This is a genomic window from Kribbella sp. NPDC002412 (genome assembly GCF_053592935.1).
In genome coordinates this window covers 1-24,112 of the sequence record NZ_JBSFBL010000065.1, presented here as the reverse complement: position 1 = coordinate 24,112, position 24,112 = coordinate 1, and the positions used below count along the sequence as shown (strand labels likewise).

The following is a 24,112-nucleotide window of genomic DNA, read 5'->3' as shown; positions in this document are numbered from 1 at the left end:
CACCACCCCCGTCGACTCACAGCTGATTGCCAGGAAGCTTGCAGGGTTCGCACGGGTGGCGGCGGCAGACTGAAGGCATGAGCCCGCATCTGCTGGTGGTCGACGACGAGCCGAACATCGTCGAGTTGCTGTCCGCGAGTCTGCGCTTCGCCGGGTACGAGGTGACCACGGCGACGCACGGCGCCGAGGCGCTGCGCAAGGCCCGCGAGGTGGAGCCCGACCTGGTCGTGCTGGACGTGATGATGCCCGGCCTGGACGGCTTCGAGGTGGTACGACGCCTCCGCGGCGAGGACCGGCACGTGCCGGTGCTGTTCCTCACCGCGCGGGACGCGGTCGAGGACAAGGTGCTCGGCCTGCACACCGGCGGCGACGACTACGTGACCAAGCCGTTCAGCCTGGACGAGCTGGTCGCCCGGGTCCGTGCGCTGCTCCGCCGGTCGGGTCACCGCGAGCAGACCACGACCGAGGCCGCCGTACTGCGCTATGCCGACCTGGAGCTCAACGAGGACAGCTACGAGGTCTTCAAGGCCGGCCAGGCGGTCCAGTTGTCGCTGACCGAGTTCAAGCTGCTGCGCTGCCTGCTGGAGAACGCCGAGCGGGTGATGTCGAAGGGCCAGATCCTGTCCGCGGTCTGGAACTACGACTTCGCCGGGGACGCCGGCGTGGTCGAGTCGTACATGTCGTACCTGCGCCGTAAGGTCGACACCGGCGACCAGAAGCTGCTCCACACCGTCCGCGGGGTCGGCTACGTCCTCCGCACGCCCCGAGGCCCCAACTGATGCAGCAGACCCACCGGCGGTTCACCGACCGGTACCCGCTCCGCGTCACCATCGTCGTCGTCCTGCTGACGCTGGTGGCGGTGGCGCTGGTCGCGTCCGGGGTGCTGGCGACCACGATCATGCGCGGCTACCTGGTGGACCGGGTGGACACTCTGCTGACGAAGACGGCCGCCGCCTTCCAGCAGGACAACGGCGCCACAAACCGTCCACCGCGGCCCGGTCCGGGCCGGAACCGGCCGCTGCCGAGCCTCATCGTCGTACAGTTCAACGACTCCGACGGCGACCCCGACGACTCGCCGTTCCGGGCGCCGCTGGCCGAGACCGATCCGCTGCCGGACCTTCCGAAGCTGAACCTCAACCAGGTCCGCGCCCTCGACGGCAAGGCGTTCAACACCGATGCCGTCTCGGGCGACGCGACCTGGCGGGTCGTGGTGCTGCCGCTGAACAACGGCCAAGGCTCGGTGATGGTGGCGCAGAGCCTCGGCGACATGGACCGGACCATCCAGCGCCTGATCGGAGTCCAGGCGGCCGCCGGACTCATCCTGCTGGTGCTGCTGGCCGGCGTCGGGACCTACGTCGTACGGCGAAGTCTGCGCGGACTCGAGGACGTCGAGCACACCGCCGTCGCGATCGCAGGTGGAGACCTGGGCCGGCGGGTGCCGCAGCGGGATCCACGCACCGAGGTCGGGCGGCTGTCGGTCGCCTTGAACCAGATGCTCGGCCAGATCGAGACCGCGTTCGCGCAGCGGACCGCGTCGGAGTTCGCGGCCCGGCGGTCCGAGGACGCGGCACGCCGTTCGGAGGAAGCGGCGCGACAGTCGGAGGACCGGATGCGGCGGTTCGTGGCCGACGCCTCACACGAGCTCAGGACACCGCTGACGTCGATCCGCGGATTCGCGGAGCTCAGCCGGCAGCGCGGCGACTCGGCTGACCCGGAGATCATGCAGCGGATCGAGGACGAGGCGAAGCGGATGGGCCTGCTAGTCGACGACCTGCTCCTGCTCGCGCGCCTTGATCAGCAACGACCGCTGCGAATGGAACCGGTCGACCTACTGCCAATCGCCGCGGACGCGTTGCACAACGCCCAGGCCATGCAGCCGGACCGGAACATCTCGCTGAAGATCCTGCCGGGCTCCGAGGCCCCGGTGGTCCAGGGAGACGAGGCCCGGCTGCGCCAAGTGCTCGGCAACCTGGTCAGCAACGCACTGCACCACACCCCGCTGGACGCACCGATCACGGTCTCGATCGGCACCCGGGGCGGCGACGCGATCCTCGAGGTCAGCGACACCGGGCCCGGCCTGACCGATGAGCAGAAGGCACGGGTCTTCGAACGGTTCTACCGAGCCGATTCGGCCCGCACCCGCGCGACCGGCGGCTCCGGTCTCGGCCTGTCGATCGTCGCCGCGCTGGTTGCCGCGCACCGCGGCCGAGTCACCGTCACCGACACCTCACCGCACGGCGCGACCTTCACCGTGCACCTGCCGTTGAACGGCTGACGTCGTACTCATGAAGTCATCTGAATGGTCTGTTGCGCGGCCCAGCGGGCGGCGGCGTCGGCGACCGGGATCGTCGGGTCCACCAGCCAGGCGGCCTCGAGCCCGTAGCAGAAGGCGATGATCTCCATCGCCTTGAGCCGCGGCTCGATGTCGGCCCGCATCTCACCGCGCTCCTGGGCGGCGCGCAGAGTCGCCGTCACCCGGTCGATCGTCGTCTGATAGCCCTCCACCAGGCGCGGGTGGAGATCGGTGTCCGGGCTGACGTTCTCCCCGAGGACGACGGTGTTCATCCCGAGCAGGCTGGCCACCTTGTCGTCGTGCTGGCTCGGCCAGCTCGCCATGTGCCGGGCGATGATGTCCACGATCTTGACGCCCGGGTCGGGTCCGTCGCCCCACAGCCACTCCTCGGTGAAGGCCAGGTGCCGGTCCAGGACCGCGTTGAGCAGCGCCTCCTTGCTGCGGAAGTGATACAGCAGGCCGGTCTGCGACACCCCTGCCTCGGCGGCGATGTCCGCGAGGCTCGTGCCGCGGGCCCCGTTCCGCGCGATGAAGCGGACGGCGACATCGACGATCCGCTCCCGGGTCTCGAGGCCCTTGGCCGAGGTCTTGGGCTTCTGAGCAGCGGGCACGGTCGATCTCCTCGCGATGGCTGGGACGGTCGCCGCCAAGCATAGACAACCGACTGAGTACTCGGTAGCTTTTGCAAAACAGACCGAGTACTCAGTCTGAAATAGGGAGGGACAGACCCGATGAACTCAGTGTCACGGTGGGAAGTCGGCGATCCGGACGCGCTGCCGCGGCCGCACGAGCAGGTCCAGGCCTTCCTGGACAGCGTCGGACCGTCGCCCGATCCGTGGAGCGCCGACATCGCGATCGTGCGCGCGGACGCCCGCGAGAAGGTCCTGGCGGTGTCCGGCGAGCCCGCGCCGGTGGCGTCGGTCGAGTCGGTCGACGCGGACGGCGTACCCGGCCGGCTCTATCGGCCCACCGGGGCGGAAGCAGACGTGCTGGTCTGGGCGCACGGCGGCGGCTGGATTCACGGCGACCTCGACACCGCCGACGGCGTTGCCCGCGCGCTGGCGAACCAAGCCGCCTGCGCCGTTCTGTCGGTCGACTACCGGCTCGCGCCCGAACACCCCTTTCCGGCCGGCTTCGACGACCTGTGGACGGCCGTCGGTTGGGCTCGGCGCACGTTCGGCAGCGTGGCCGTCGGCGGCGACAGTTCGGGTGGCAATCTCGCTGCTGCCACAGCGCTCAAGGCGCGTGACGAAGGTGTCGAACTTGCGACCCAGTTGCTCGTCTACCCGGCGCTCGACAGCGTCGAGGACACCGACTACAAGGTCGCCTTCCGGCAGCGGTACGAGCAGTTCGCCGGCCGGACGGGCTTCGGCGCCAACAGCTACCGGCGGCTCCAGTACATCTGGCGGACTTACGTACCCGACCCGGCGGACCGCAAGGCGTCGTACGTGTCCCCGCTCCACGCCGAGTCTGTGGACGGCGTCGCTCCCGCGATCGTTGTCGTCGCCGAACACGACTTCCTCCGCGGCGAGGCCGAGGACTATGTCCGGCGGCTGCGATCGGCCGGCGTGCCGGTCGAGGTGCACGAGTACGCAGGCCAGATTCATGGGTTCTTCGAGATGTTCTCCGCGCTGACCGACGCGCGACGCGCCGTCGCCGCGGCCGGCGACGCCGTTCGCCGCGCCTTCCGCTCCAGCCATCCGATCGAGTCCTCGAAGGAGTTGTCGTGCGATCGCTGACGCAGTACCGCAGAATCGTCCAGGCGGCCACGGTCGCCCTGACTTCCGTCCTGTTCTTCGCCGCCTGCGCCCCCGGTGGGAACACCGAAGCCGGCCCGGGTCCGTCCAAGCCGGTGACCACAGGTGTCGGCAGCGAGCCGGTCACCCTGAAGCTGCTCGTCAACAGTGGCGTCGACGTCGCGTTCTACACCGCACTCGGTGAGCTGTTCCACGCCAGGTACGGCAACGTCACCGTCAAGGTGGAGAACCAGGACTACGCCACCCTGACCACGAACATCGCGCACATCCTTGCCGGGAGCAACGTTCCGGACCTGGTCCGGGTCTCACAGCTGGGCAACCTGACCGGGGATCAACTGCTGACCAACCTCGACCCGTACGCCGCGGCGTACGGATGGGACAAGTGGCCGCAGTCGCAGTTCGCTTCCACCCGTGTCGCTCCGGACGGCAAGCAGCGCGGGACGGGATCGCTCTACGCCGCCGGTGCCGGGTTCGGGCTCACCGGGGTCTATTACAACAAGGCGCTGGCCGAGCGTATCGGTATGACGCAGCCGCCGGCGACCGTCGCCGAGTTCGAGCACCTGCTCGCCAAGGCCAAGGACGCCGGCCTGCAGCCGATCATGATCAACGGCAAGGACGGCGGCAGCGTCTACCCGCTGCAGAACCTGGTGATGTCCGCAGCGGGCGATGCCCAAGCCGTTCAGGACTGGAACTACGCCAAGCCCGGCGCGAGCATCGACAACGAGGCGACGGTCAAGGGCGCGACCGCCCTGCAGCGCTGGGGACAGGCAGGCTACCTGCCGGCCGATGTCAACGACATCGATCAGACCCGGGCACCGGCCGAGTTCCTCAAGGGCAACGGGGTGTTCTTCCCGAGCGGCAACTGGCAGGCGCCGGGACTCGACAAGGCCGGGGCCGGTCAGTTCGGCTTCTTCCTCTTCCCGCCCGGCGAGGCCGATGGCCCGTCGTACGCGATGACAGCTGCCGCCAACCTGGGGATCCCGGCGAAGTCGCCGAACGCCGACGTCGCGGCCGCCTTCCTGGACTTCGTGCAGACCGATGCGAAGGCGCGGCAGAACACGGTGACTCTCGGGGGCCTCGTGCCCGCCGGACCGCCGGATGCGGCCGCTCCGACCGCACCCGAAGGATCGGCGGTAGCCGCCACCGTCGCCGCGTTCCAGGAGTTGCTGAAGAGCAACGGGCTGGTCGGCTTCATGGCCGATGCCACGGCTTCGATCCACGTCAACAGCCTCATCCCGCAGACGCAGTTGCTGCTGGCCGGCAAGACGACGCCCGAGGCGTTCGCGGCCAAGGTGCAGGCCGACTACGAACGCGACCTTGGCCAATGAGCCCGTCGGTGATGGAACAGGCGTCACCGGTGACGAAGGCGCCGAGAGAGCCGGACACCAGGCCACTCGCGGCCCGGCGCTCCAGGCGCCGCTGGAGCGCGCTGCTCTGGGTCGCACCGGCGTTCGCGATGTACGCCGTGTTCGTGCTGTTCCCGATGGCACAGTCCGTGCAGTACTCGTTCTACGACTGGGACGGCATCGGCCCGGCGACGCCGGCCGGACTGGACAACTGGAAGGCGATCTTCACCCGGCCCGAGCTGCTTCAGTCGCTGGTGCACGCGTTCGTCCTGGTCTTCTTCTACACGGTCTTGCCGGTCGGACTCGGGCTGATCGCGGCCTCGCTCATCCGCGAGCTCCGACCGGGCGCGTTCAGCACGACCGCCCGGGTGATGCTGTTCATCCCGCAGGTGCTGCCTCTCGTCGCAGCCGGCATCGCCTGGACCTGGATGTACTCCTCGGACGGCCTGGTGAACCAGGTGATGCGCGCTGTCGGCCTCGACCAGTACACCCGGGCGTGGCTCGGCGACTTCACCTTCGCGCTGCCGGCGGTCGGCGTGATCGGGGTCTGGGTGATGCTCGGCTTCTGCACGGTGCTCCTGCTCGCGGGGATCGGCAAGATCGACCCGGCGCTGTACGAGGCGGCCCGGCTGGACGGCGCGGGCCGGATCAGCGAGTTCTTCGCCGTGACGCTACCGGGGCTGCGGCGGGAGCTCGTCGTGTGTACGACGTTCACGATGATCGCGGCGCTGGCCAGTTTCGACGTCGTCCAGATCGCGACGCAGGGCGGGCCCGGTTACCAGACGATGGTGCCGGGTGTGCAGATCTACCGGCTGACGTTCCTGCAGCAGCATGTCGGCCAGGCCTCGGCGCTCGCGGTGCTGCTGGCCGTCCTCGTGCTCGTGGTCATCTGGCCGATCCAGCGACTCGGGAGGGAGAAATGATCGCCCAACGGGTCACGCGGACCGCGATCCTGCTCGCCTTGATGCTGTTCGCGGTCGTACCGCTGCTGAGCATGTTCACCACAGCACTGGCCGCACCGGGCAGCACGCCCCAAGGACTCAGCTGGCCGAGCGACCCGCACTGGAGCAACTTCGCCGACGCGTGGAGCGCGGCCAACTTCCTCGCGCTGTTCCGCTCGAGCACGCTGATCGTGCTGGGTGTCGTCCCGGCCACAGTCGCCATGGCCACCGCCGCGGGCTACGCCCTCGCCCAGCTGAACGTGCCCTTCGGCAAGGCGATCTACGGCCTCCTGCTCGTCGGTCTCACCTTGCCGTTCGAGGCGCTGATCACCCCGTTGTACTACGACCTCCGGAGCATGGGACTGCTCGGGACGCGGCTGGCGATCGTGCTGCCGCTGATCGGGCTGCTCATGCCCTTCGGCGTCTTCTGGATGCGCGCACACTTCCTCGGCGCCGAACCGGCCCTCACCGAGGCGGCGAAGGTCGACGGCGCCGGCACCTGGCAGACGTTCCGCCGGATCCACCTGCCACTCGCCACGTCCGCATGGTCCGCGCTGGCTGTGCTCTTCTTCCTCGCCAGCTGGAACCAGTACCTGCTGCCGCTCGTCCTCGTCGACGATCCGACGAAACGCACCGTGGCCGGCGGACTCGGCGCCTTCCAAGGACAGTACGGCACCGACATCGTCCTGCTGTGCGCAGGATCCCTGCTGATCATCCTGCCCTCGTTGGTGATCTTCCTGATCTTCCAGCGCAACTTCGTCAAGGCGCTCATGCAAGGAGCCGTGAAGTGAACGACACCCAGCCCGCCCGCCGCAGCATCCTGGTCGCACCGGCGACCTCGAAGCTCGAGGAGACCGAGGTCCGCGCACCCCGGCGAGGCGAACTTCTGATCCAGGTGATCGCGAACGGCCTGTGTGCGAGTGAACTGCCGGCATGGTCGCGCGGACCGGTCGAGGGCGCGCCGAGAACGCTCGGTCACGAGCCGGTCGGCCGGGTTGTCGACGTCGGTGCCGGTGTGCACGCCATCGCGGTCGGCGACGTCGTCACCGGCCGCTGGACCGAGTCGTTCACCGAGCTGATCGTCGTACCGGCGGAGTACGCCGTCGTCGTACCGCCGGGGCTGAGTCATGAGGCTGGGATCGGCGAGCCGCTCGGATGTGTCGTCGAGGCGTTGCGGCGTGCACGACTCGACACCGGCGACCACGTGGCCGTCATCGGGGCCGGCTTCATGGGCTTGTGCCTGATCCAGTTGCTCGCCACCAGTCCGATCGGTGAGCTCGTTGCGATCGACGTACGGGAGGATGCCCGGCGGGCCGCGCTCGCGCAGGGTGCGTCCACCACGTGCGGCCCCGATGACACGGAGCAGATGTCCGAGGCGTTCGACGTGGTCTTCGAGGTGACGGGCAGTCAAGGCGGACTCGACCTGGCCACGGGACTCACGCGATCCCGCGGGACCCTCGACATCGTCGGCTACCACCAGAGCTCCCGCACGGTCGACATGCAGGCCTGGAACTGGAAGGCGCTCGACGTCGTGAACGGGCACGTCAGGGACCAGCGACAGCTCACCGACAGCATCCGGCGCGGCCTCGACATCGCCGCGGGCGGCCGCATCGACTACGGGTCGCTGTTCACCCACCGCTACTCACTGAGCGACCTCGACCAGGCGTACGCCGATCTGCTCGCCAAGCCCGACGGATTCGTCAAGGCGCTCGTCACGATGGACTGATGCCCTACTGCGCACGCAACCTAGACCACCGGGAAGAAGCGGTTGGCGGACTCGCCGTGCTCGAGGACCTCGGCGGCCGGGCCGAGACCCTCGGCGGTGGCTGGCAACGGATGTGGGACGAGGGCGTCGGCGACAAGATCACGTCCCGGCAGACCTGGCTCGAGTCCGAGGCCGACGCCATCACCACACCTCACCCCACCAGAGTTCTTGCCGACAGCAACCGTCAGTGCATGGCGACGAGGGTGTCGGTCGTGGTGTCCGCGGGCTTCTTCTTGTCGCGGATCAGGGCGAAAGCGATGACCGAGGCGCCGAGGACGGCGAACGCGCTGGCGACGAAGGTGCCGGACATCGCGTCGGCGAAGGTGGTCCTGGCGAGCTCGGCGAGCGCGTTGTCACCGGTGCTCGCGGCCACGGCCAGCGCCTCGCCGATCGAGCCGCGAGCGGCTTCCGGCGTACCCTCGGGCATCCGGCCGGTGAAGTTGCTCGCCAGCGCCGACCCGAGGATTGCGATGCCGAGTGCAGCTCCGGCCTGCTGGACGGTGTCGTTCAGCGCCGAGCCGACACCTGCGTGCTCGTGCGGCACCGAGCCCATCAGCGCGGCGGTCGCCGCCGGCTGAGCGAGCCCGGCGCCGATGCCGAAGACCGCCAGCGCGATCGTCACCATGCCGAAGCCGTCGTCCGCGGACAGCGTCGACATCACCCAGAACCCACCGGCGAGCCCGATCAGGCCGACCACGGTCATCGGACGGTTGCCGATCTTCTGGCCGAGCGTGGCCCCGACGCCGTTGACGAAGATCACCGCGATCGCCATCGGCGCCAGCGCCAGGCCGGCCTTGGTCGGCGAGTAGCCCAGCACGAACTGCAGGTACTGCGTCAGCGCCAGGATCAAACCACCGTTCGCGATCTGCACCAGCACGAGCGACAGGCTGCCGCCGCTGAAGTTGCGGTCCCGGAACAGCTCCAGCGGGACCATCGGCACCGCCGTCCGCAGCTCCCAGATCACGAAGGTGGTCAGACCGGCGACGGCGACCACCAGCATCGGCCAGTGGATCCCGTGCTCGGGCAGCTCGATGATCACCCACACCAGCGAGACCAGGCCGACCATCGACAGCAGCGCGCCGAGCGGGTCCGGCTTGCGCGACGGGCCCTTCGACTCCGGCATCAGCACGACCGCGGCGACGATGGCGAGCACGACGACCGGCACGTTGATCAGGAACACCGAACCCCACCAGAACCTGGCGATCAACGCGCCGCCGAGGATCGGGCCGCCGATCAGGCCGACCATCAGCACAGAGCTCCAGATCGCCATCGCCTTGCGGCGTTCCTCGTCGTCGAAGACGGTGATCACCACCGAGAGCGTGCTCGGCATCACGATCGCCCCGCCGATGCCCATCAGCACCCGGCCGGCGATCAGCATCTCCGGGCTACCGGCGTACGTCGCGACCAGTGAGGCGACCCCGAACACGGCCAGGCCGACAATCATCACCTTCTTGCGGCCATACCGGTCGGACAGGCTGCCCGCGGTGAGCAGCAGGCCGGCGAAGACCAGGATGTAGCTGGCCACGATCCACTGGATCTCCTGAGCGGTGGCGCCCAGATCCTCCGTGAGCACCGGGATGGCCACGTTCAGCACACCGTTGTCCAGCACCAGGACCAGTGTGCTCAGGCAGAGCACGATCAGAATCAGCCACCGACGCGGATGACGCTCGGTCATCGCGCACCTCCTCGGAACTCGTAATTGAACGGTGTGCAGCTTGCCTGAACAGTGTGCAATGCAGATTGAACACCGGTCAAGTCCTGCACGGCGTTCAGGAAATGCGCTAGGGTGGACGCCGACGAGGAGGTGGCGGATGCCGACCGAGGAGTACACGTCCGTCTGGACCCGGCCCAAGCGCGGCCGCCGGCGCGAGAACCCCGCGCTGAGCCAGGAGCAGATCGTCGCCGAGGCGATCAAGCTGCTCGACAAGGACGGCCTGGAAGCCCTCACCATGCGCAAGCTCGGCGCAGCCCTCGGCGCGGTGGCCACCGCCGTCTACTGGCACGTCGCGAACAAGGACGAGCTCCTCGAGCTCGTCGTCGACGAGGTGTACGGCGAGATCGTGGTCCCCGAGGTCACCGACCAGGCTCAGTGGCGCGACGCCGCGGAGGCCTCGGCGCGCAGTGTCCGCGAAGTGATCGTGCGGCACCCGTGGATGGCAGCCACCCTCGCCGACGTCGGCATGAACTACCTCGGCCCGAACCTGATGCGGATCTCGGACGAGATGCTCGGCACCTACCTCGCGGCCGGCTTCGAGCTGGTCGAAGCCGACCGCGCGTCGCAGACCGTGCTCGGCTACGTCATCGGCATCGCCTCGATCGAGGCGGCGACACTCGACAAGCTGAAGCGCAGCGGCAAGGACATGCAGGCCTGGCGCGACGAGATCTGGCCGGCCGCGGTCCGGGCCGCCGCGCCGTACAGCCGGATGCGCGCGCTGTACTCGGCGTACGGCGACGTCGACCTGGTCGAAGGCGGCGAGGAGGCGTTCAGCTACGGCCTCGACCGCATCCTCGACGGCCTCGAAGCCAGACTTGGGGCCTGAGGCAACAAACCGTCAGCGCTGCAGGACGGTCCGCTCCACAACTGTCCACGTGGTCGTCGTCAGCAGGTACAACCCGGCCGCCAGTGGGACGAAGGCCGCCGTGGCCAACGTCCCGAACGGCAGGATCTGCGCAAGCCGCCGGGTCAGCGGCGTCGCCGTCTCGTCAAGCTGACGCAATTGCAGGCGCGCCGAGAAGAACGCGACGACCGCGAGCAGCACGGCGAGCGCCAGGAACGCCGGCGTGCCGGTGGCAACCGGCCAGTGCAGGCCGAGGGGTGCACCGAGCAGCGAGCCGCTGATCAGGTGGTTCGACTCCCCCGCGACCATCGCGCGCGAGAACAGCGTGTACATCAACCAGAAGAACGGCAGCTGCGCCAGCATCGGCAGGAAGCCCGCGAACAACGTCGTCCCGGACTCGGCCTGCAGCTTGGCGACCTCCCGCTGCAGACGCTCCGGGTTGTCCTTGTGGCGATCAGTGATCGCTTTCAGTTGCGGCATGAGCGCAGCCCGTGCACGCATTCCCCGGTGCGCCCGCACGCTGAGCGGCAGGAGAAGCAGGCGTACGGCGAGGGTGCACAAGACGATCGCGACCACGGCGGCGTAGGCGCCGGCCAGCGGTTCGATGGCGGTGACGAGGGACGAGATCAGGTGATAGGCGCCGGCGACCGGCGCCTCCAGGAAGGAAGGCACAGCAAGACTCCACGAGATGAGTAGGAACAGGTAGCGGAAGTGCTCGCTACCGTCCTGGTGCTCGTGGGCGTGGACGTCCGGCCGCGTCCGGGTCGCGGAGCCGCAGGAACGCGGTCTCCTCCGCGCGGTGCCGGACCGACACCGCGATCGCCCGCAGCGGCGAGGTCGCCGGCGCGGACGCGTGGGCGACCAGCAGCAGGGTGAACAGCAAGGCCGCCGCCGTGAGCACGGCGGCGGCCAGGGAAGCCGTGTCGAAGACAGGGATCGCCAGCGCAAGCACGCCGGCGATCACCTGAGTCATCGATCAGTCCAGGTAGTCCCGCAGCACCTGCGAACGGGACGGGTGGCGCAGCTTCGACATCGTCTTGGACTCGATCTGGCGGATCCGCTCACGGGTCACGCCGTACACCTTGCCGATCTCGTCCAGCGTCTTCGGCTGGCCGTCGGTCAGGCCGAAGCGCATCGAGACCACGCCGGCCTCGCGCTCGGACAGCGTGTCCAGGACGGCGTGCAGCTGCTCCTGCAGGAGCGTGAACGAGACCGCCTCGGCCGGCACGATCGCCTCGGAGTCCTCGATCAGGTCGCCGAACTCGGAGTCGCCGTCCTCACCGAGCGGGGTGTGCAGCGAGATCGGCTCACGGCCGTACTTCTGCACCTCGATGACCTTCTCCGGGGTCATGTCGAGCTCCTTGGCGAGCTCTTCCGGAGTGGGTTCGCGACCGAGGTCCTGCAGCATCTGCCGCTGGACGCGGGCCAGCTTGTTGATGACCTCGACCATGTGCACCGGGATCCGGATGGTCCGGGCCTGGTCGGCCATCGCGCGGGTGATCGCCTGCCGGATCCACCAGGTGGCGTACGTCGAGAACTTGTAGCCCTTGGTGTAGTCGAACTTCTCGACCGCGCGGATCAGGCCCAGGTTGCCCTCCTGGATCAGGTCCAGGAAGAGCATGCCGCGGCCGGTGTAGCGCTTGGCCAACGACACCACCAGGCGCAGGTTGGCCTCGAGCAGGTGGTTCTTGGCCCGCCGGCCGTCCTCGGAGATCCAGTCGTACTCGTCGCGGACCTTGTCCTTCAGCTTGGCGGCCTCGTCACTCAGCTGCTCCTCGGCGAACAGGCCGGCCTCGATCCGCTTGGCGAGCTCGACCTCCTGCTCCGCGTTCAGCAGCGGGACCTTGCCGATCTGCTTCAGGTAGTCCTTGACCGGGTCCGCGGTGGCCCCGGCGACCATCACCTGCTGCTCGGGCTCGTCGGTCTCGTCGGCCTCGGAGACGACGAAGCCCTCGTCCTCGGTCAGCTCCTTCTCCAGCCCCTGCACAGCATCGGGCTTGAAGTCGGCCTCGTCCACGTCGTCGAGCGAGCGCGGCTTGCCGGTCTTGGGATCGATCGACAACCCAGCCTCAGTGACTTTGCCGGGGACGGCTTTCTTCGCCGGCGACTTCTTGGCGGCGGCGGCCTTCTTCGCGGGGATACCGTCCTCCTTGGTGCCGGCGGGCTTGGCCGCGGCCTTCTTCACTGCCGCCTTCTTGGCAGCAGGGTCGGTCACTCGGGCGCTGGTCCTCGGAGCCGTGCTGCGGGCGGTGGCGGCCACTGCCCGGGCTGACTCGGCGGGAAGATTCTCGGACGAGCTGGACGACACGAATTACCTCTCGTCTGACGCAGGGTTTGTAGTACGGCGGTACGGCGGTGGTGCAAGTGCTTGGGGGTACGGCTGTGTGCGGCTGCTCGCTGGTCAGGCGGCGGCAACACTACATTGTAATCCGCGAGCCAAGGCCAAGCGCGCCGCGACCCCCCGAACGACATGCTCAGGCCCCGACCGGTCGGGCGTTCCCGCTCGGTCGGGGCCTGAACACTTCAACGTTCAAATGTCGCCTGCTCAGCCGCCTAGCCGTTGCGGGTCCGCCGCAGCGGACGCGCCACCACCCGCTGCTGAACCAGCTGCTGCTCCTGCTTGAACTGCCTCACCTTGACCAGCGACGCCACGTCGATCACGTCCGCGACGGACTTGTACGCGCCGTCCTCGCCGTACGGCTCGGATGCCTCGCGCCAGCCCCGCGGCCGGACCTTCAACTGCTTGCCGAGCAGCGCGACGAAGATCTTCGCCTTCTGCGCGCCGAACCCCGGCAGGGCCGACAGCCTGGCCAGCAGGTCGTCCCCGGACTTCACATCGGACCACAGGGCCGAGGCGTTACCGCCGTACTCCTCGTCGAGGTGCTTGGCCAGGGTCTGGATCCGGGCCGCCATCGCGGTCGGGAACCGGTGCACGGCAGGCGGGCCGGCCACCACTTCGACGAACGCGTCCGGGTCGTAGTGCGCGACCGTGGACGGGTCGAACGGTCCGGCCATCCGCTTCGCGATCGCGACCGGGCCCGCGAACGCGCGCTCCATCGGAATCTGCTGGTCGAGCAGCATGCCCACCAGGAGTGCGAACGGATCTCTGCTCAGCATCTCGTCGGCGTCGGGCTGCTGTGCGAGGCACAGCTTCTTGCTGCGTGTCGAAGTCACCTCAGTCCTCCCCTTCGTCGGCCTTCACGGCCAGCACCGGACACGGAGCGTCGAGCAGCACCCGTTGGGCGTTGCTGCCGAGGATGAGCTTGCCGACCGGGGACCGGCGGCGCAGGCCGATCACGATGAACTCGGCGTGCACCTGCTCGGCGACGGCCACCAGGTCCTCCGCCGGATCGAGTCCACGCACCAGTTGCCGCACCTCGTAGGGCACGCCGGTCGAGTCGAGCTGCTCCCGCACCTCCGTCAATGCGGCGTCACTCGCCGCGGCCTCGTCGCTGTCGAAGCTACGACCGCCCCGGTGTGAGTTCACCACCACGAGCTTGGCGTCACGAAGCGTTGCCTCTTCCGCCGCTCGCCGAAGGGCTGCACGGCCCTCGGCCTTCGGCACGTAACCCACGACGATGGTCGTCATCGCCCTGCCTCACCTCCGGGTGTCGTGTCGACCCGTTCCGAACGATACTGCTCCCGACCGTGGTCGGCATCCGCTGCATTTGCACCTGTTGTGTCGCGACGGTGACGGACGGCTGATCGTCGTGCGGGTAGTACTCCACCACCGCCCCGGCCACCGTTGTGGCAGCCACGCCGGTGCCCGAGTACTACCCGCGACGGAACTCTCTAACCTTCCGGTGGCCACACCTTTGCAGGGCTGTCACCCAACGCGCCACCCCTGTAGTCCGGGTCGTTATCGAACTCCCCACCCAGTTGCCTTGGGCACCCGACGCAGCGTGACCATCGCTGTCCTTCGTTGTCGCCGTGAACTAACCGGTTCAGTGCAGACTTCTCCCCCGCCCCACCACCCCGGTCAGTCGACCGGCCACGTGTGCACGGGAGCGTTCTCGTGCATGTGGTCGGAGTACCGGCGGAGCATGCCGCGCAGCGCGTCCCGGCGACCGTGCGGTCCTCTTGTATACAGTCGATGAAACTCGTCGGCCTGCCAGGCGGCGCCGTTGCGGTTGGTCAGGCAGCGCTGCTCGATGATGCCGAGCAGCCGATCGCGTACGGCGGCGTCCACACCCCACGCGTCCAGGCCGCGAGAGGCCAACGGCAGCAGGCGTCGGAGCACGAGCTCGGTCGCGCGCGCCGTGCCGACACCCGGCCAGAACACCTCGGCGTCGATGCCGTGCCGGGCCGCCTCGTGGAAGTTCTCCTCGGCCGCGCTGAACGACATCTGCGACCAGATCGGCCGCTCGTCGTCGGCCAGCGCGCGGACCAGGCCGAAGTAGAAGGCGCCGTTGGCCATCGTGTCGACGACCGTCGGTCCGGCCGGCAGCACCCGGTTCTCCACCCGCAGGTGCGGCTTCTCCCGGACAACGTCGTACACCGGGCGGTTCCAGCGGTAGATCGTCCCGTTGTGCAGCCGCAACTCCGAAAGAGCTGGGGTGTCGCCGCGGTCGAGCACCGCGATCGGGTCCTCGTCCGACGTCACCGGCAGCAACGCCGGGAAGTAGCGCGAGTTCTCCTCGAACAGGTCGAAGATCGAGGTGATCCAGCGTTCACCGAACCACACCCGCGGCCGCACGCCCTGGGTCTTCAGCTCGTGCGTGCGGGTGTCGGCGGCCTGCTCGAACAACGCGATCCGGGTCTCGCGCATCAGCTCCTTGCCGAACAGGAACGGCGAGTTCGCGCCGACCGCGAGCTGGACGCCGGAGATCGCCTGGGCCGCGTTCCAGTACCGCGGGAAGGCTTCCGGCGTGACCTGGAGGTGGAACTGCGTCGAGGTGCAGGCCGCCTCCGGCACGATCGTGTCGGCGGTGACCGCCAGCCGCTCGACGCCGTCGATCGAGATCTGCACGTCCTCACCGCGGGCAGCGAAGATCTGGTCGTTCAGCAACGCGTAGCGCGGGTTGGTGCTGAGTGCCTCGCGGTGGATGTGCTCGGTGAGCAGGGTCGGCAGGATGCCCACGATCACCATCGACGAGCCGGTCCGCGCCGCCTTCTCCTCGGCCGCGTTCAGGCTGTCGCGGATGTTCGCCTCCATCGTGTCCAGACCGATGCCGTCGATCTGCCCGGGCGGCACGTTGATCTCGATGTTGAACTGGCCGAGCTCGGTCTGGAACGCGTCGTCCTCGATCGCGCTCAGCACCTCGGAGTTCTTGAACGCCGGGTCGAAGTTCTCGTCGACCAGGTTCAGCTCGATCTCGATGCCCGTCATCGGCCGTTCCGGGGCGAACCGGGCCTCGCGCAACATCCGTGCGAACGCGTCCAGATTGCGATGGACCTGGCCGCGGAACGCGGTCCGGTCCGCCCGGGTGAACTCGACCCGGTCGACTTCCTCACCCATCTGCGCCTCCCAGTCGGAGTGTGCGGGGTACGACGTAGCATCAGTCTGCCTGACCGGTACCCGGTTTTGTCGGCGCAACCGGCGAGACTGGTGCCGTGCGTGGTGAACCCTCGGTGCTGCATGTCGACCTGGACGCGTTCTTCGCGGCGGTCGAGCAGCGCGACAAGCCGTCCCTGCGAGGCAAGCCGGTGGTGGTCGGCGGCATCGGTGTCCGCGGCGTCGTCTCGACCGCGTCGTACGAGGCGCGCAAGTACGGCGTCCGGTCCGCGATGTCGACCGCGGAGGCGCGATCCCGGTGTCCGCACGCGGCGTACCTCGGGCCCCGCTTCGAGGTGTACCGGCGGACCAGCCAGGCGGTGATGGCCGAGATGCGGGCGCTGTCGCCGCTGGTCGAGCCGCTGTCGCTGGACGAGGCGTTCGTCGACCTGTCCGCCGCCGGGCTGACCGGGCTCACGGTGGACGACGTGCACGCGATCGCGCAGGACCTGAAGGACGCGATCCGCAAGGCCAGTGGCGGCCTGACCGCATCGGTCGGCGCCGGGACGTCGAAGCTGATCGCGAAGATCGCCAGCGACCTCGACAAGCCCGACGGCGTGGTCGTCGTACCACCGGGGACAGAGGCGGAGTTCCTGTCGCCGATGCAGGTGACGGTGATCCCCGGAGTCGGTCCGGCGACCGCGCAACGGTTGTCCATGGCCGGCGTGCGGACCGTCGCGGACCTGCAGCAGCTGGACGAGGACGAGCTGATCCGGCAGGTCGGGTCGGCGCACGGCTCGAGCCTGCACCGGCTGGCGATCGCCGCCGACGACCGCCCGGTGGTCAGTGACCGCGAGACCAAGTCGGTCAGTGTCGAGGACACCTTCGAGACCGACATCGTCGACCGCTCACTGCTGACCGCGATCGCGGACCGGATGGCCCACCGGGTCGCCGAGCGGCTGCAGAAGGCGCAGCTCTCCGGCCGGACCGTGACGGTGAAGACGCGCATGCACGACTTCACGACTCACACCCGGTCGTCCACGCTGGCCGGGCCGACCGACGACGCGCGGGTGGTGGCCCGGGTCGCGCGCCGGCTGCTCGACGAGAGCGACATCTCCGGCGGTATCCGATTGCTCGGTGTAGGCGTCTCGTCACTCGCCGACTGGATCCAGGACGACCTCTTCACCGACAGCGAGGACGACGGCAAGCAGCCCGAGGTGGTCGAGCTTCCCGAGCGGGCACGCGACCTCAGCGGCTACTACCCCGGCCAGGACGTGTTCCACCCGGACTACGGCCGCGGGTGGGTCTGGGGCTCCGGCCGCGGACGGGTGACGGTACGGTTCGAGACCGCGGACACGCCGCCGGGGCCGGTGCGGACCTTCGCCGTCGACGATTCCGCACTCACGAAAGTGGTGACCGGCGGAACGGAAGAGGACGACGAACCCGAAGATGACCACAATAGGCCGAATGAATGAGGAACGGCGGGGGGTCTACCCGTTCTGCGCACCTTGTACCGCGTCGTCGACCGCCTGGCGCGTGCCCGACGGCGCCGGCCTGACCGGAGTCGGGACGCGCTTCGTCGGCCACCGCGACGTCTGTGAGAACTGCGGCTCGTCGGTCCGCACGCTCTACTCCACGGTCCTGTGGATCCCGGTGGCGAAGAAGGGCCGGTTCCGGATCATCCCGACCGGTGGCCGTGACTTCATCGGCCGCAAGGTCGTCGACCAGCCGGTGCACACCGCCGTACGGCGCTCACCGAGCACGGAGCACCCGGAGCTCGACGGCGACCCGTCGTACCGGCAGGCCGAGGCGTACTGGGCGGACAGCGAGCCCGGTCAGGCGTTGCCGTTCTACCAGTCGGCGCTGGTGGAGCGGGAGAGGGCGTTGCCCGCTGACGATCCAGCAACGCTACGGGTCCGGCTGCGGGTCGCCCAGGGGCTGCTCGCGACCGCGAACTACGGCCAGGCGATCGCGTGGTTCGAGTTGGTCACACCTCAACTGGTGGAGGTGTTCGGGCCGAACCACGAGCTGACTCGGACCGCGACCGAAGCGGTCACCGGTGCGCGGTTGATGGTCGGCGGCCCACGGTCGGAGGCGAAGCTGCTCGCGAACATCGTCGCCGTCGACGAGCAGGACCTCGACCCGCATGATCCACAACTGTTGCGTGATCGCGCTGCACTGGGCCGGGCGTTGCTGGCCGGTGGTGAGATCGCGTCAGCGATCGAGGCGTTGGCCAAGACCGTCGGCGATGCCGACCGCGCCTTCGGTCCCTCGCACCCGGACACTGCGGTCTATCGCACGGCGCTGGTGGAGGCGTGCGAGGTAGCCAAGGCCTGGGGCAGGAAGCGGGACGTGCAGGCGGCCGAGGCTGCCCGCCCGTTGCTCAACCGCGTAGACGCACCGACAAGCAGGTGACACAGCCTTCGAGCTTCTCGAACTCGCTGATGTCGACGACGACAGGCGTGTAACCGAGCGACTCGAACAGCTCGGCCGACTTGGGCGCCGAAGCCGCCATCAGCAACCGGTCCTCCCCCAGCAGTACGACGTGCGACCCGGACTCCTCGGGGACGGGCTTGAAGGTGTCGAACGCCTGCGGATCGTCGACCAGCGGCTCGTACCCGATGACCGTGCCGTCAGGGAGCGCGGTCACCGCTGACTTGAGGTGCAGCACCTTGCGCACCGGCACGGCTCGCACCGTCGCACCGAGCGGCGCGAAGGCGTCGGCCAGTTGGCGGATGCCTTCCTCGTTCGTCCGCCCGCCGAGTCCGACGTAGATGGTGGAGCCGATCTTGAGGACGTCGCCGCCGTCGAGAGTGCCCGGCTCGCTGATGTGCGTGATCCGGTAGCCCTGCGCGGCCACGGTCTGTTCGGCGGCTGCGGCTTCCGGCCGGCGCTCGTCCGCGCCTGACCGGGCGATCACGGCGAGGTCGCCGTACACGACCATCGTGTCCTCGACGAAGACACCGTCCGGGCACTCGTCGATCGCCGGCACCTCGACCGGCGTCCACCCGGTCGCTCGGAGCGCGTCGACGTACTGCTGCCACTGGCGTACGGCGAGGTCCGCGTCGACCGGGGTGCGTTCGATGTGCGTGATGAGACCGTCGGGGAGGCGTGGGCTGGGGGGTCGGACCAGGGCTGTCGGCATACCCGCAGGTTAACCGGGGCACCGGCGCGGCAGACGTTCGAGACAACGGAGGACGACGAATGCCGAAGATCCTGCCGGCGACGGGTGGCGACGTGGTGGAGATCATCCTCGCGGACCACAGGTGGTTCGAAGAGGCGCTGCGTGAGCTGCGTGACGTGCAGAGCGACCGACCCGCCGTACTGGCCGACCTGGCCACGGTGCTGATCGCGCACGCCGAGGCCGAGGAGTCGAAGGTGTACCCCAGCCTGCGGCGGAAGGACGCGATCGACGCCGAGGAGGTCGAGCACTCCGAGCGCGAGCACGACGAAGGCAACGAGGCCCTGCTCGAGCTGATGGAGGTCGAGGACACCGGCAGCGACGAGTTCAGCGAGAAGCTGCACGAGCTGTCCGAGGCGCTCTCCCACCACCTCGACGAAGAAGAGCGCGACGTCCTCAACCCGGCCCGGACCGACGTGTCCGAAGAGGTCCGCCGCCAGCTCGGTGACGCGTTCGCCGAGGAGCGGGCACGGCTGATCGACTCCGGCTGCGGTGACATCGCCAACGTGCGCAAGATCGTCGAGGCGGCCTGACCTCAGCGCCCGGTCGGCCGCCGCATAGGGTTGCGGCGTGGCGGGCCTGCTGGAGCATCGTGGATACGTCCGGTTCTGGCTTGCCGATGCCATCTCGATGGTCGGTTCGTCCGTCAGCGGACTCGCGCTGCAAGTCGTTGCCGTCGTCACCCTGCAGGCGTCCGGCACCGAGGTCGGGATCCTCAACGCGGCACGCTGGCTGCCGTACCTCCTGTTCGGCCTGATCGCCGGGGTGATCGTCGATCGCTACCGTCGCAAGCCTCTGCTCGTAGGGACCGACCTCGCGCGGGCGCTCGTCCTGGGCATCATCCCGCTCGCAGCGATGCTGGACGTTCTCAGCCTTCCGCTGCTGATCGCCGTCGTCCTCGTCTTCGGCACGCTGTCCCTCGCGTACGACGCCGCGCACCAGTCGTTCCCGCCGTCGCTCGTGCCCACCGAGCTGCTCACCTCGGCGTGGGCGCGCCTCGAACAGACAAGCGCCGTGGCGCAGACCGGCGGACCGGTGTTCGCCGGCGCCCTGATCAAGCTGATCGGCGCGCCGGCCGCGATCCTGGTCGACGCGGTGTCGTACCTGCTCTCCGGCATCGTGCTCGCCACCGTCCGCCCACGCACGCCGGAAGTTGCCGAAAGCACCGGTCGCCCGCGGCACCTGGGCCGGGAGATCCGCGAAGGGCTCAACTGGGTCTACCGCAACAGCACCCTCGGGCCGATCACGATGACCTCGCACGTGTGGTTCGTGTTCCAGGGCCTGCTCACCACGGTCTTCGTGCTGTTCGTGCTCAACACGCTGGGGTTGAGCGCGTTCTGGCTCGGCGTGACCTACGCGTGCGCCGGCGTCGGCTCGGTGATCGGCGCGACCGCGTCCGGTTGGGTCGGCCGGCGGTTCGGGGTCGGACCGGCGATCATCGCCTGCCGCTGGCTCAGCCCGGTCGCCTACCTGACCGCGCCACTCGCCGGTGACGACTCGCTCGGCCTCGTCCTGCTCTGCGCCGGCCAGTTCGTCCTGGGCGTCTCACTCGGCATCGACAGCCCGATCGAGATGGGTTACCGCCAGTCGATCACGCCGTCCGGCCTGCTCGGCCGGATGAACGCCACGACGCGTTCCTTCAACCGCGCCGCCCTCGTCATCGGCGCGCCCGCCGGCGGCCTCCTGGCCGACCGGTTCGGCACCCGTACGGCGCTCTGGATCGGGGTCGGCGGAATGGTCGTGCAAGCTGTTCTCCTGCATCGCTCGGCGTTCCGGCACGCCCGCCTCACAACGGAACCGTCAGGCCCTCCTCGGCCGCGATCACCTCGCCGCTGAACTCCCGTCGCGCTTCGGCGACCGACGCCGACCGGTCGGAACCCGGCCAGAAGTGAGTCAGCAGCAGCCGCTCAGCGCCTTCGGCACCGCGAGCGGCCTCCGTGGCGGTCATCACGTAGCGGGGTGTGGTCTGTGGCGACGGACCCTGCAGGGTCGCGTCGGAGATGAACAGGTCGGTGCCCTGAGCAAGCTTTGACAGGTCCGGCGAGGGTCCGCTGTCGCCGGTGTAGGCGACGGACACGCCCGGTGCAGTCAGCCGGACGCCCAGGTTGGTGACGTAGTGCGGCAGCGGCACGGTCTCCACGGTGAACGGGCCGACCTGGGTGGTGGTCGCGAGGTCGTGGACGTCGAAGACCGTGGCCGGATCCGGGTTGGGCTCGAGGGCGCGCAGTACGTCGAGAACCCCCGGCGGGCAGTGGAGTGGGATCGGAGCCGCGTTGCGTGCTTCGTAGTACCGGACTCGGGCGAGGGCGCTCACGTCGACGCAGTGGTCGGGGTGTTGATGGGTGACGATGATCGCGTCGACGCCGCCGGTCGGGCGGTGGCGGAGCAACTGTGGCAGGGCGGCGTACCCGAGGTCGAGAACGACTGTGAAGCCGTCGTACTCGAGCAGGAAGCCGGCGCACGCCCGGCCTGCTTCGGGCCAGGCGCCGCACGAGCCCAGGACGGTGAGTGACCTCACCGGGCCGCGAACGGCTGGTCGCTCGGGACGATGTCCTTGCCCAGCGGCAGCAGCGAGATCGGGATCAGCTTGAAGTTCGCCAGGCCGAGCGGGATGCCGATGATCGTGACGCACAGCGCGATCCCGGTGGCCAGGTGGCCGAGCGCCAGCCACCAGCCGGCGAAGATCACCCAGATGATGTTCCCGACGACCGCGCCGGCTCCGGCGGACGGCTTGTCGACCACGGTCCGGCCGAACGGCCAGAGCGTGAACCCGGCGATCCGGAACGCCGCGATGCCGAACGGGATCGTCACGATCAGCACGCAGCAGATGATGCCGGCGACCGCGTACCCGATCGCCAGCCAGAACCCGGCCAGCACCAGCCAGATCAGGTTGAGAAGCGTCCTCATGCCCTCCAGCCTGCCACCCGACGGGTGTGCCGCAGTACCAGCCGCGCCACAAGTCCGGGATCGTTCCGGGGCAACCAGTGGTCTCCCCTGACCACCTGGACACTTCCAGCCGCCGGAACGCGGACGCCGTCGGGGCTAGTAGTCGTCGCGGCTGAGGGTGGCGAAGGTCATGCCTGCCTTGACGAGGCGTTCGCGGAGGGCTGGGCCCATGGCGGCGGCCGTGGTGGTCTGGCCCGCTGTCTCGGGCAGCTCGTCGAGGGCCAGGCAGAGGGCGCTCTCGCCGAGCATCCTGGCCGTCTCGCCGTACCCGGGATCGCCGCCGGCGACCTCGGTGATCACCTGCTTCCCGCCGCCGCGGCCGATGAAGCGGGCGTTGAACCACGACTTCGCGCGGCGTTCGGGACTCGGGCCGTCGCCGGCCTTCAGACGGTTCAGGAGCGCGTTGCGAGCCGGCGGGACCTGCGCGGCGGCGACCAGGAGCGCGACGCCACCGATGCCTCCGGCAACCATCGGCAAGCGTTTGACCGCGGCGAAGTGCGAGTACCGGAAGTCGGGGCCGTAGCGGTCCAGCAGGCGGGCGGAGTAGCCGACGATCTGCGGGTCGATGGTCGGCAGCGGCACGGCCCAGAAGCCCTGCTCGCGGTGGATCCTGCCCGGAACGGCCTTCGCCGACCGGCCCTCCGGACGCGGCTCGGCGCGCCGCCGGGCACGATGCGCCTCGAGGTGCTGCTTCGGCCGGGAGAACGCGGTGATCGCGGTCTGGAAGGTGCCGCCGGACGGCCGCCCGCCGGCACGGATCAGGCCGTTGACCTGGATCGGCACGCGCTCGGGCAACTGCTCGACGGTGAACTGAACACCGAGGTCGTACGGGATCGAGTCGAAGCCGCAGGCATGGACGATCCGGGCGCCGGTCTGGACGGCGCGCTCGTGGTAGCCGACGTACATCCGGTCGACGAACTCGGGCTCGCCGGTCAGGTCGAGGTAGTCGGTCCCCGCGTCGGCGCAGGCGGCGACCAGCGCCTCGCCGTACTGGATGTAGGGGCCGACGGTGGTGACCACGATCCGGGTCGACTCGGCTAGGGCGCGCAGCGACTCCGGGTCGGTGACGTCGGCGTGCAGGACGTCCTTGCCGAACCGCTCCAGCTTCGCTTTGTTGCGGCCGGCAACTGCCCAGGTCAGGCTCGGAGGTGCGTGCTCGGCGAGGTACTCCGCGGTCAGCGCCCCGGTGAACCCGCTGGCTCCGAGCAGCACCACGTCGTACTGGCGGCTCATCGCCCGGCGGCCTTCTCGGCGTCGGCGCGGCCCCCGGCGCCGGACGCCCGGGTCGACTCCGCGGCACCGCGCGCCTGGATGTCGGCCAGCGCGGCCCGGTCGGCCTTCGGCACGCTGAACCGGGAGCCGGCCTCGATCACGTGCGGGATCAGCCAGCGGAACACCTTCAGCGCGCCGATCCACCCGGGCACGTGCACCGTCCGCGAGCGCTTCTGGATGCCTTGGGTGAACTTCTCCACCGCGAACTCCAGCGGATACACCTTGCCCGCCAGCGGCACCCCGGTCCGGACCTTGCCGAACACCGGGTGCTCGTCGACCCCACGCACCATGTCGGTGTCCACGAACGTCATGTGCGCGACCCCGACCCGGACGCCGAGATGCTTGAGCTCGACCCGCAGCGTGTCGCCCATCGCCTCCACGCCGGCCTTGGCCACGGTGTACGACGCGAGTCCGGGGATGTGCACGATTGCCGCGAGAGAGGACACGAGCAGCAGGTACCCCTTGCTCTCCAGCAGATGCGGCAGCGTCAGGTGGACCGTGCGCCAGACGCCGTACAGGTCGACGTCGAGCACGCGCTCCCACACCTGCGGGTCCATGCTCCGGCCGGGGCGTCGCCTGCCTTCGCCCGTGGCGGTGACCTGACACTGCGGCTGCCGGC

26 protein-coding genes are annotated in these 24,112 nt (G+C 69.2%); 12 read left to right on the top strand and 14 right to left on the bottom strand.

Annotated features, from left to right (window positions below):
- Positions 1-77 precede the first annotated feature (77 nt).
- Positions 78-779, top strand: coding sequence for a response regulator transcription factor (locus tag ACWCOV_RS35710; RefSeq protein ID WP_360536315.1), 702 nt, complete (start codon positions 78-80; stop codon positions 777-779).
- Positions 779-2,275: a sensor histidine kinase gene (locus tag ACWCOV_RS35705; protein WP_449833784.1), complete on the top strand. Its 1,497-nt coding sequence runs from the start codon at positions 779-781 to the stop codon at positions 2,273-2,275. The genes ACWCOV_RS35710 and ACWCOV_RS35705 overlap by 1 nt, the downstream gene beginning before the upstream one ends.
- Before the next feature lie 8 nt (positions 2,276-2,283).
- On the opposite strand, the gene ACWCOV_RS35700 is transcribed toward ACWCOV_RS35705, so the two are convergent.
- Entirely contained in the window at positions 2,284-2,904 is a 621-nt protein-coding gene (locus tag ACWCOV_RS35700; RefSeq protein ID WP_449833783.1) for a TetR/AcrR family transcriptional regulator, read from the bottom strand.
- A gap of 120 nt (positions 2,905-3,024) precedes the next feature.
- On the opposite strand from ACWCOV_RS35700, the gene ACWCOV_RS35695 reads away from it, so the two are divergent.
- Genes ACWCOV_RS35695 through ACWCOV_RS35675 form a run of 5 tightly spaced genes read left to right on the top strand, consistent with a single transcriptional unit; the run spans position 3,025 to position 8,063 of the window.
- The gene (locus ACWCOV_RS35695; protein WP_449833782.1) at positions 3,025-4,032 is read left to right on the top strand and encodes an alpha/beta hydrolase; all 1,008 of its coding nucleotides are present in this window, start codon (positions 3,025-3,027) and stop codon (positions 4,030-4,032) included.
- Complete coding sequence (locus ACWCOV_RS35690; protein ID WP_449833781.1) at positions 4,020-5,378, top strand: ABC transporter substrate-binding protein; 1,359 nt, start codon at positions 4,020-4,022, stop codon at positions 5,376-5,378. The genes ACWCOV_RS35695 and ACWCOV_RS35690 overlap by 13 nt, the downstream gene beginning before the upstream one ends.
- Entirely contained in the window at positions 5,375-6,319 is a 945-nt protein-coding gene (locus ACWCOV_RS35685) for a carbohydrate ABC transporter permease (protein WP_449833780.1), read from the top strand. The genes ACWCOV_RS35690 and ACWCOV_RS35685 overlap by 4 nt, the downstream gene beginning before the upstream one ends.
- Positions 6,316-7,128 carry a carbohydrate ABC transporter permease gene (locus ACWCOV_RS35680; RefSeq protein WP_449833779.1) on the top strand — a complete coding sequence of 271 codons (813 nt, stop codon included), beginning with the start codon at positions 6,316-6,318 and terminating at the stop codon, positions 7,126-7,128. The genes ACWCOV_RS35685 and ACWCOV_RS35680 overlap by 4 nt, the downstream gene beginning before the upstream one ends.
- Positions 7,125-8,063, top strand: a complete 939-nt coding sequence (locus ACWCOV_RS35675; protein WP_449833778.1) for an alcohol dehydrogenase catalytic domain-containing protein — start codon at positions 7,125-7,127, stop codon at positions 8,061-8,063. Before ACWCOV_RS35680 ends, ACWCOV_RS35675 begins: the two co-directional genes overlap by 4 nt.
- Positions 8,064-8,083: 20 nt before the next feature.
- On the opposite strand, the gene ACWCOV_RS35670 is transcribed toward ACWCOV_RS35675, so the two are convergent.
- Both ACWCOV_RS35670 and ACWCOV_RS35665 read right to left on the bottom strand, forming a co-directional pair.
- The gene (locus tag ACWCOV_RS35670) at positions 8,084-8,257 is read right to left on the bottom strand and encodes a hypothetical protein (RefSeq protein WP_449833777.1); all 174 of its coding nucleotides are present in this window, start codon (positions 8,255-8,257) and stop codon (positions 8,084-8,086) included.
- A gap of 29 nt (positions 8,258-8,286) precedes the next feature.
- Complete coding sequence (locus ACWCOV_RS35665) at positions 8,287-9,777, bottom strand: MFS transporter (protein WP_449833776.1); 1,491 nt, start codon at positions 9,775-9,777, stop codon at positions 8,287-8,289.
- A gap of 136 nt (positions 9,778-9,913) precedes the next feature.
- Between ACWCOV_RS35665 and ACWCOV_RS35660 the strand changes: the two genes are divergently transcribed.
- The gene (locus tag ACWCOV_RS35660; RefSeq protein ID WP_449833775.1) at positions 9,914-10,642 is read left to right on the top strand and encodes a TetR/AcrR family transcriptional regulator C-terminal domain-containing protein; all 729 of its coding nucleotides are present in this window, start codon (positions 9,914-9,916) and stop codon (positions 10,640-10,642) included.
- Positions 10,643-10,654: 12 nt separating this feature from the next.
- On the opposite strand, the gene ACWCOV_RS35655 is transcribed toward ACWCOV_RS35660, so the two are convergent.
- The 6 genes from ACWCOV_RS35655 to ACWCOV_RS35630 all read right to left on the bottom strand — a co-directional run bounded on the left by ACWCOV_RS35655 (position 10,655) and on the right by ACWCOV_RS35630 (position 16,118).
- A complete protein-coding gene (locus ACWCOV_RS35655) occupies positions 10,655-11,332 on the bottom strand; it encodes a YidC/Oxa1 family membrane protein insertase (protein WP_449833774.1) in 678 nt (225 codons plus the stop codon).
- A gap of 46 nt (positions 11,333-11,378) precedes the next feature.
- Positions 11,379-11,633, bottom strand: a complete 255-nt coding sequence (locus ACWCOV_RS35650) for a DUF6412 domain-containing protein (protein WP_449833773.1) — start codon at positions 11,631-11,633, stop codon at positions 11,379-11,381.
- Between the two features lie 3 nt (positions 11,634-11,636).
- Complete coding sequence (locus ACWCOV_RS35645) at positions 11,637-12,968, bottom strand: RNA polymerase sigma factor (protein ID WP_449833772.1); 1,332 nt, start codon at positions 12,966-12,968, stop codon at positions 11,637-11,639.
- Between the two features lie 245 nt (positions 12,969-13,213).
- Complete coding sequence (locus tag ACWCOV_RS35640; RefSeq protein WP_132321761.1) at positions 13,214-13,834, bottom strand: HhH-GPD-type base excision DNA repair protein; 621 nt, start codon at positions 13,832-13,834, stop codon at positions 13,214-13,216.
- Position 13,835: 1 nt separating this feature from the next.
- Positions 13,836-14,249 carry a universal stress protein gene (locus tag ACWCOV_RS35635; RefSeq protein ID WP_131357832.1) on the bottom strand — a complete coding sequence of 138 codons (414 nt, stop codon included), beginning with the start codon at positions 14,247-14,249 and terminating at the stop codon, positions 13,836-13,838.
- A 390-nt stretch (positions 14,250-14,639) separates the two neighbouring features.
- On the bottom strand, positions 14,640-16,118 hold the full coding sequence (locus ACWCOV_RS35630) for a glutamate--cysteine ligase (RefSeq protein WP_449833771.1): 1,479 nt from the start codon (positions 16,116-16,118) through the stop codon (positions 14,640-14,642).
- 95 nt (positions 16,119-16,213) lie between these two features.
- Here ACWCOV_RS35630 and ACWCOV_RS35625 point away from each other — a divergent pair, with 95 nt between their 5' ends.
- Both ACWCOV_RS35625 and ACWCOV_RS35620 read left to right on the top strand, forming a co-directional pair.
- Positions 16,214-17,569: a DNA polymerase IV gene (locus tag ACWCOV_RS35625; protein ID WP_449833770.1), complete on the top strand. Its 1,356-nt coding sequence runs from the start codon at positions 16,214-16,216 to the stop codon at positions 17,567-17,569.
- Entirely contained in the window at positions 17,562-18,509 is a 948-nt protein-coding gene (locus tag ACWCOV_RS35620; RefSeq protein WP_449833769.1) for a hypothetical protein, read from the top strand. The genes ACWCOV_RS35625 and ACWCOV_RS35620 overlap by 8 nt, the downstream gene beginning before the upstream one ends.
- On the opposite strand, the gene ddaH is transcribed toward ACWCOV_RS35620, so the two are convergent.
- Positions 18,478-19,239 (bottom strand): dimethylargininase, encoded by a 762-nt coding sequence (gene ddaH, locus ACWCOV_RS35615; protein ID WP_449833768.1) that lies wholly within the window; start codon positions 19,237-19,239, stop codon positions 18,478-18,480. The genes ACWCOV_RS35620 and ddaH overlap by 32 nt on opposite strands.
- A gap of 59 nt (positions 19,240-19,298) precedes the next feature.
- On the opposite strand from ddaH, the gene ACWCOV_RS35610 reads away from it, so the two are divergent.
- Together ACWCOV_RS35610 and ACWCOV_RS35605 are read left to right on the top strand one after the other, a co-directional pair.
- Positions 19,299-19,808, top strand: a complete 510-nt coding sequence (locus ACWCOV_RS35610) for a hemerythrin domain-containing protein (RefSeq protein WP_449833767.1) — start codon at positions 19,299-19,301, stop codon at positions 19,806-19,808.
- Positions 19,809-19,845: 37 nt separating this feature from the next.
- A complete protein-coding gene (locus ACWCOV_RS35605) occupies positions 19,846-21,111 on the top strand; it encodes an MFS transporter (protein ID WP_449833766.1) in 1,266 nt (421 codons plus the stop codon).
- On the opposite strand, the gene ACWCOV_RS35600 is transcribed toward ACWCOV_RS35605, so the two are convergent.
- The 4 genes from ACWCOV_RS35600 to ACWCOV_RS35585 form a co-directional block, all read right to left on the bottom strand.
- Complete coding sequence (locus tag ACWCOV_RS35600; RefSeq protein ID WP_449833765.1) at positions 21,062-21,793, bottom strand: MBL fold metallo-hydrolase; 732 nt, start codon at positions 21,791-21,793, stop codon at positions 21,062-21,064. The genes ACWCOV_RS35605 and ACWCOV_RS35600 overlap by 50 nt on opposite strands.
- Entirely contained in the window at positions 21,790-22,182 is a 393-nt protein-coding gene (locus ACWCOV_RS35595; protein WP_449833764.1) for a YccF domain-containing protein, read from the bottom strand. Before ACWCOV_RS35595 ends, ACWCOV_RS35600 begins: the two co-directional genes overlap by 4 nt.
- 135 nt (positions 22,183-22,317) lie before the next feature.
- The gene (locus ACWCOV_RS35590; RefSeq protein WP_449833763.1) at positions 22,318-23,454 is read right to left on the bottom strand and encodes a saccharopine dehydrogenase family protein; all 1,137 of its coding nucleotides are present in this window, start codon (positions 23,452-23,454) and stop codon (positions 22,318-22,320) included.
- On the bottom strand, positions 23,451-24,112 hold a 662-nt coding region (locus ACWCOV_RS35585), incomplete at its 5' end, for an SDR family NAD(P)-dependent oxidoreductase (RefSeq protein ID WP_449833762.1). The genes ACWCOV_RS35585 and ACWCOV_RS35590, both read right to left, overlap by 4 nt.

What these genes read in the sequence shown, in the direction of transcription:
- ACWCOV_RS35710 (WP_360536315.1), top strand. Translation starts at nt 78, where the DNA reads ATGAGCCCGCATCTGCTGGTGGTCGACGACGAGCCGAACATCGTCGAG.
- ACWCOV_RS35705 (WP_449833784.1), top strand. Translation starts at nt 779, where the DNA reads ATGCAGCAGACCCACCGGCGGTTCACCGACCGGTACCCGCTCCGCGTC.
- ACWCOV_RS35695 (WP_449833782.1), top strand. Translation starts at nt 3,025, where the DNA reads ATGAACTCAGTGTCACGGTGGGAAGTCGGCGATCCGGACGCGCTGCCG.
- ACWCOV_RS35685 (WP_449833780.1), top strand. Translation starts at nt 5,375, where the DNA reads ATGAGCCCGTCGGTGATGGAACAGGCGTCACCGGTGACGAAGGCGCCG.
- ACWCOV_RS35680 (WP_449833779.1), top strand. Translation starts at nt 6,316, where the DNA reads ATGATCGCCCAACGGGTCACGCGGACCGCGATCCTGCTCGCCTTGATG.
- ACWCOV_RS35665 (WP_449833776.1), bottom strand. Translation starts at nt 9,777, where the DNA reads ATGACCGAGCGTCATCCGCGTCGGTGGCTGATTCTGATCGTGCTCTGC.
- ACWCOV_RS35660 (WP_449833775.1), top strand. Translation starts at nt 9,914, where the DNA reads ATGCCGACCGAGGAGTACACGTCCGTCTGGACCCGGCCCAAGCGCGGC.
- ACWCOV_RS35650 (WP_449833773.1), bottom strand. Translation starts at nt 11,633, where the DNA reads ATGACTCAGGTGATCGCCGGCGTGCTTGCGCTGGCGATCCCTGTCTTC.
- ACWCOV_RS35635 (WP_131357832.1), bottom strand. Translation starts at nt 14,249, where the DNA reads ATGACGACCATCGTCGTGGGTTACGTGCCGAAGGCCGAGGGCCGTGCA.
- ACWCOV_RS35630 (WP_449833771.1), bottom strand. Translation starts at nt 16,118, where the DNA reads ATGGGTGAGGAAGTCGACCGGGTCGAGTTCACCCGGGCGGACCGGACC.
- ACWCOV_RS35620 (WP_449833769.1), top strand. Translation starts at nt 17,562, where the DNA reads ATGAATGAGGAACGGCGGGGGGTCTACCCGTTCTGCGCACCTTGTACC.
- ddaH (WP_449833768.1), bottom strand. Translation starts at nt 19,239, where the DNA reads ATGCCGACAGCCCTGGTCCGACCCCCCAGCCCACGCCTCCCCGACGGT.
- ACWCOV_RS35610 (WP_449833767.1), top strand. Translation starts at nt 19,299, where the DNA reads ATGCCGAAGATCCTGCCGGCGACGGGTGGCGACGTGGTGGAGATCATC.
- ACWCOV_RS35595 (WP_449833764.1), bottom strand. Translation starts at nt 22,182, where the DNA reads ATGAGGACGCTTCTCAACCTGATCTGGCTGGTGCTGGCCGGGTTCTGG.
- ACWCOV_RS35590 (WP_449833763.1), bottom strand. Translation starts at nt 23,454, where the DNA reads ATGAGCCGCCAGTACGACGTGGTGCTGCTCGGAGCCAGCGGGTTCACC.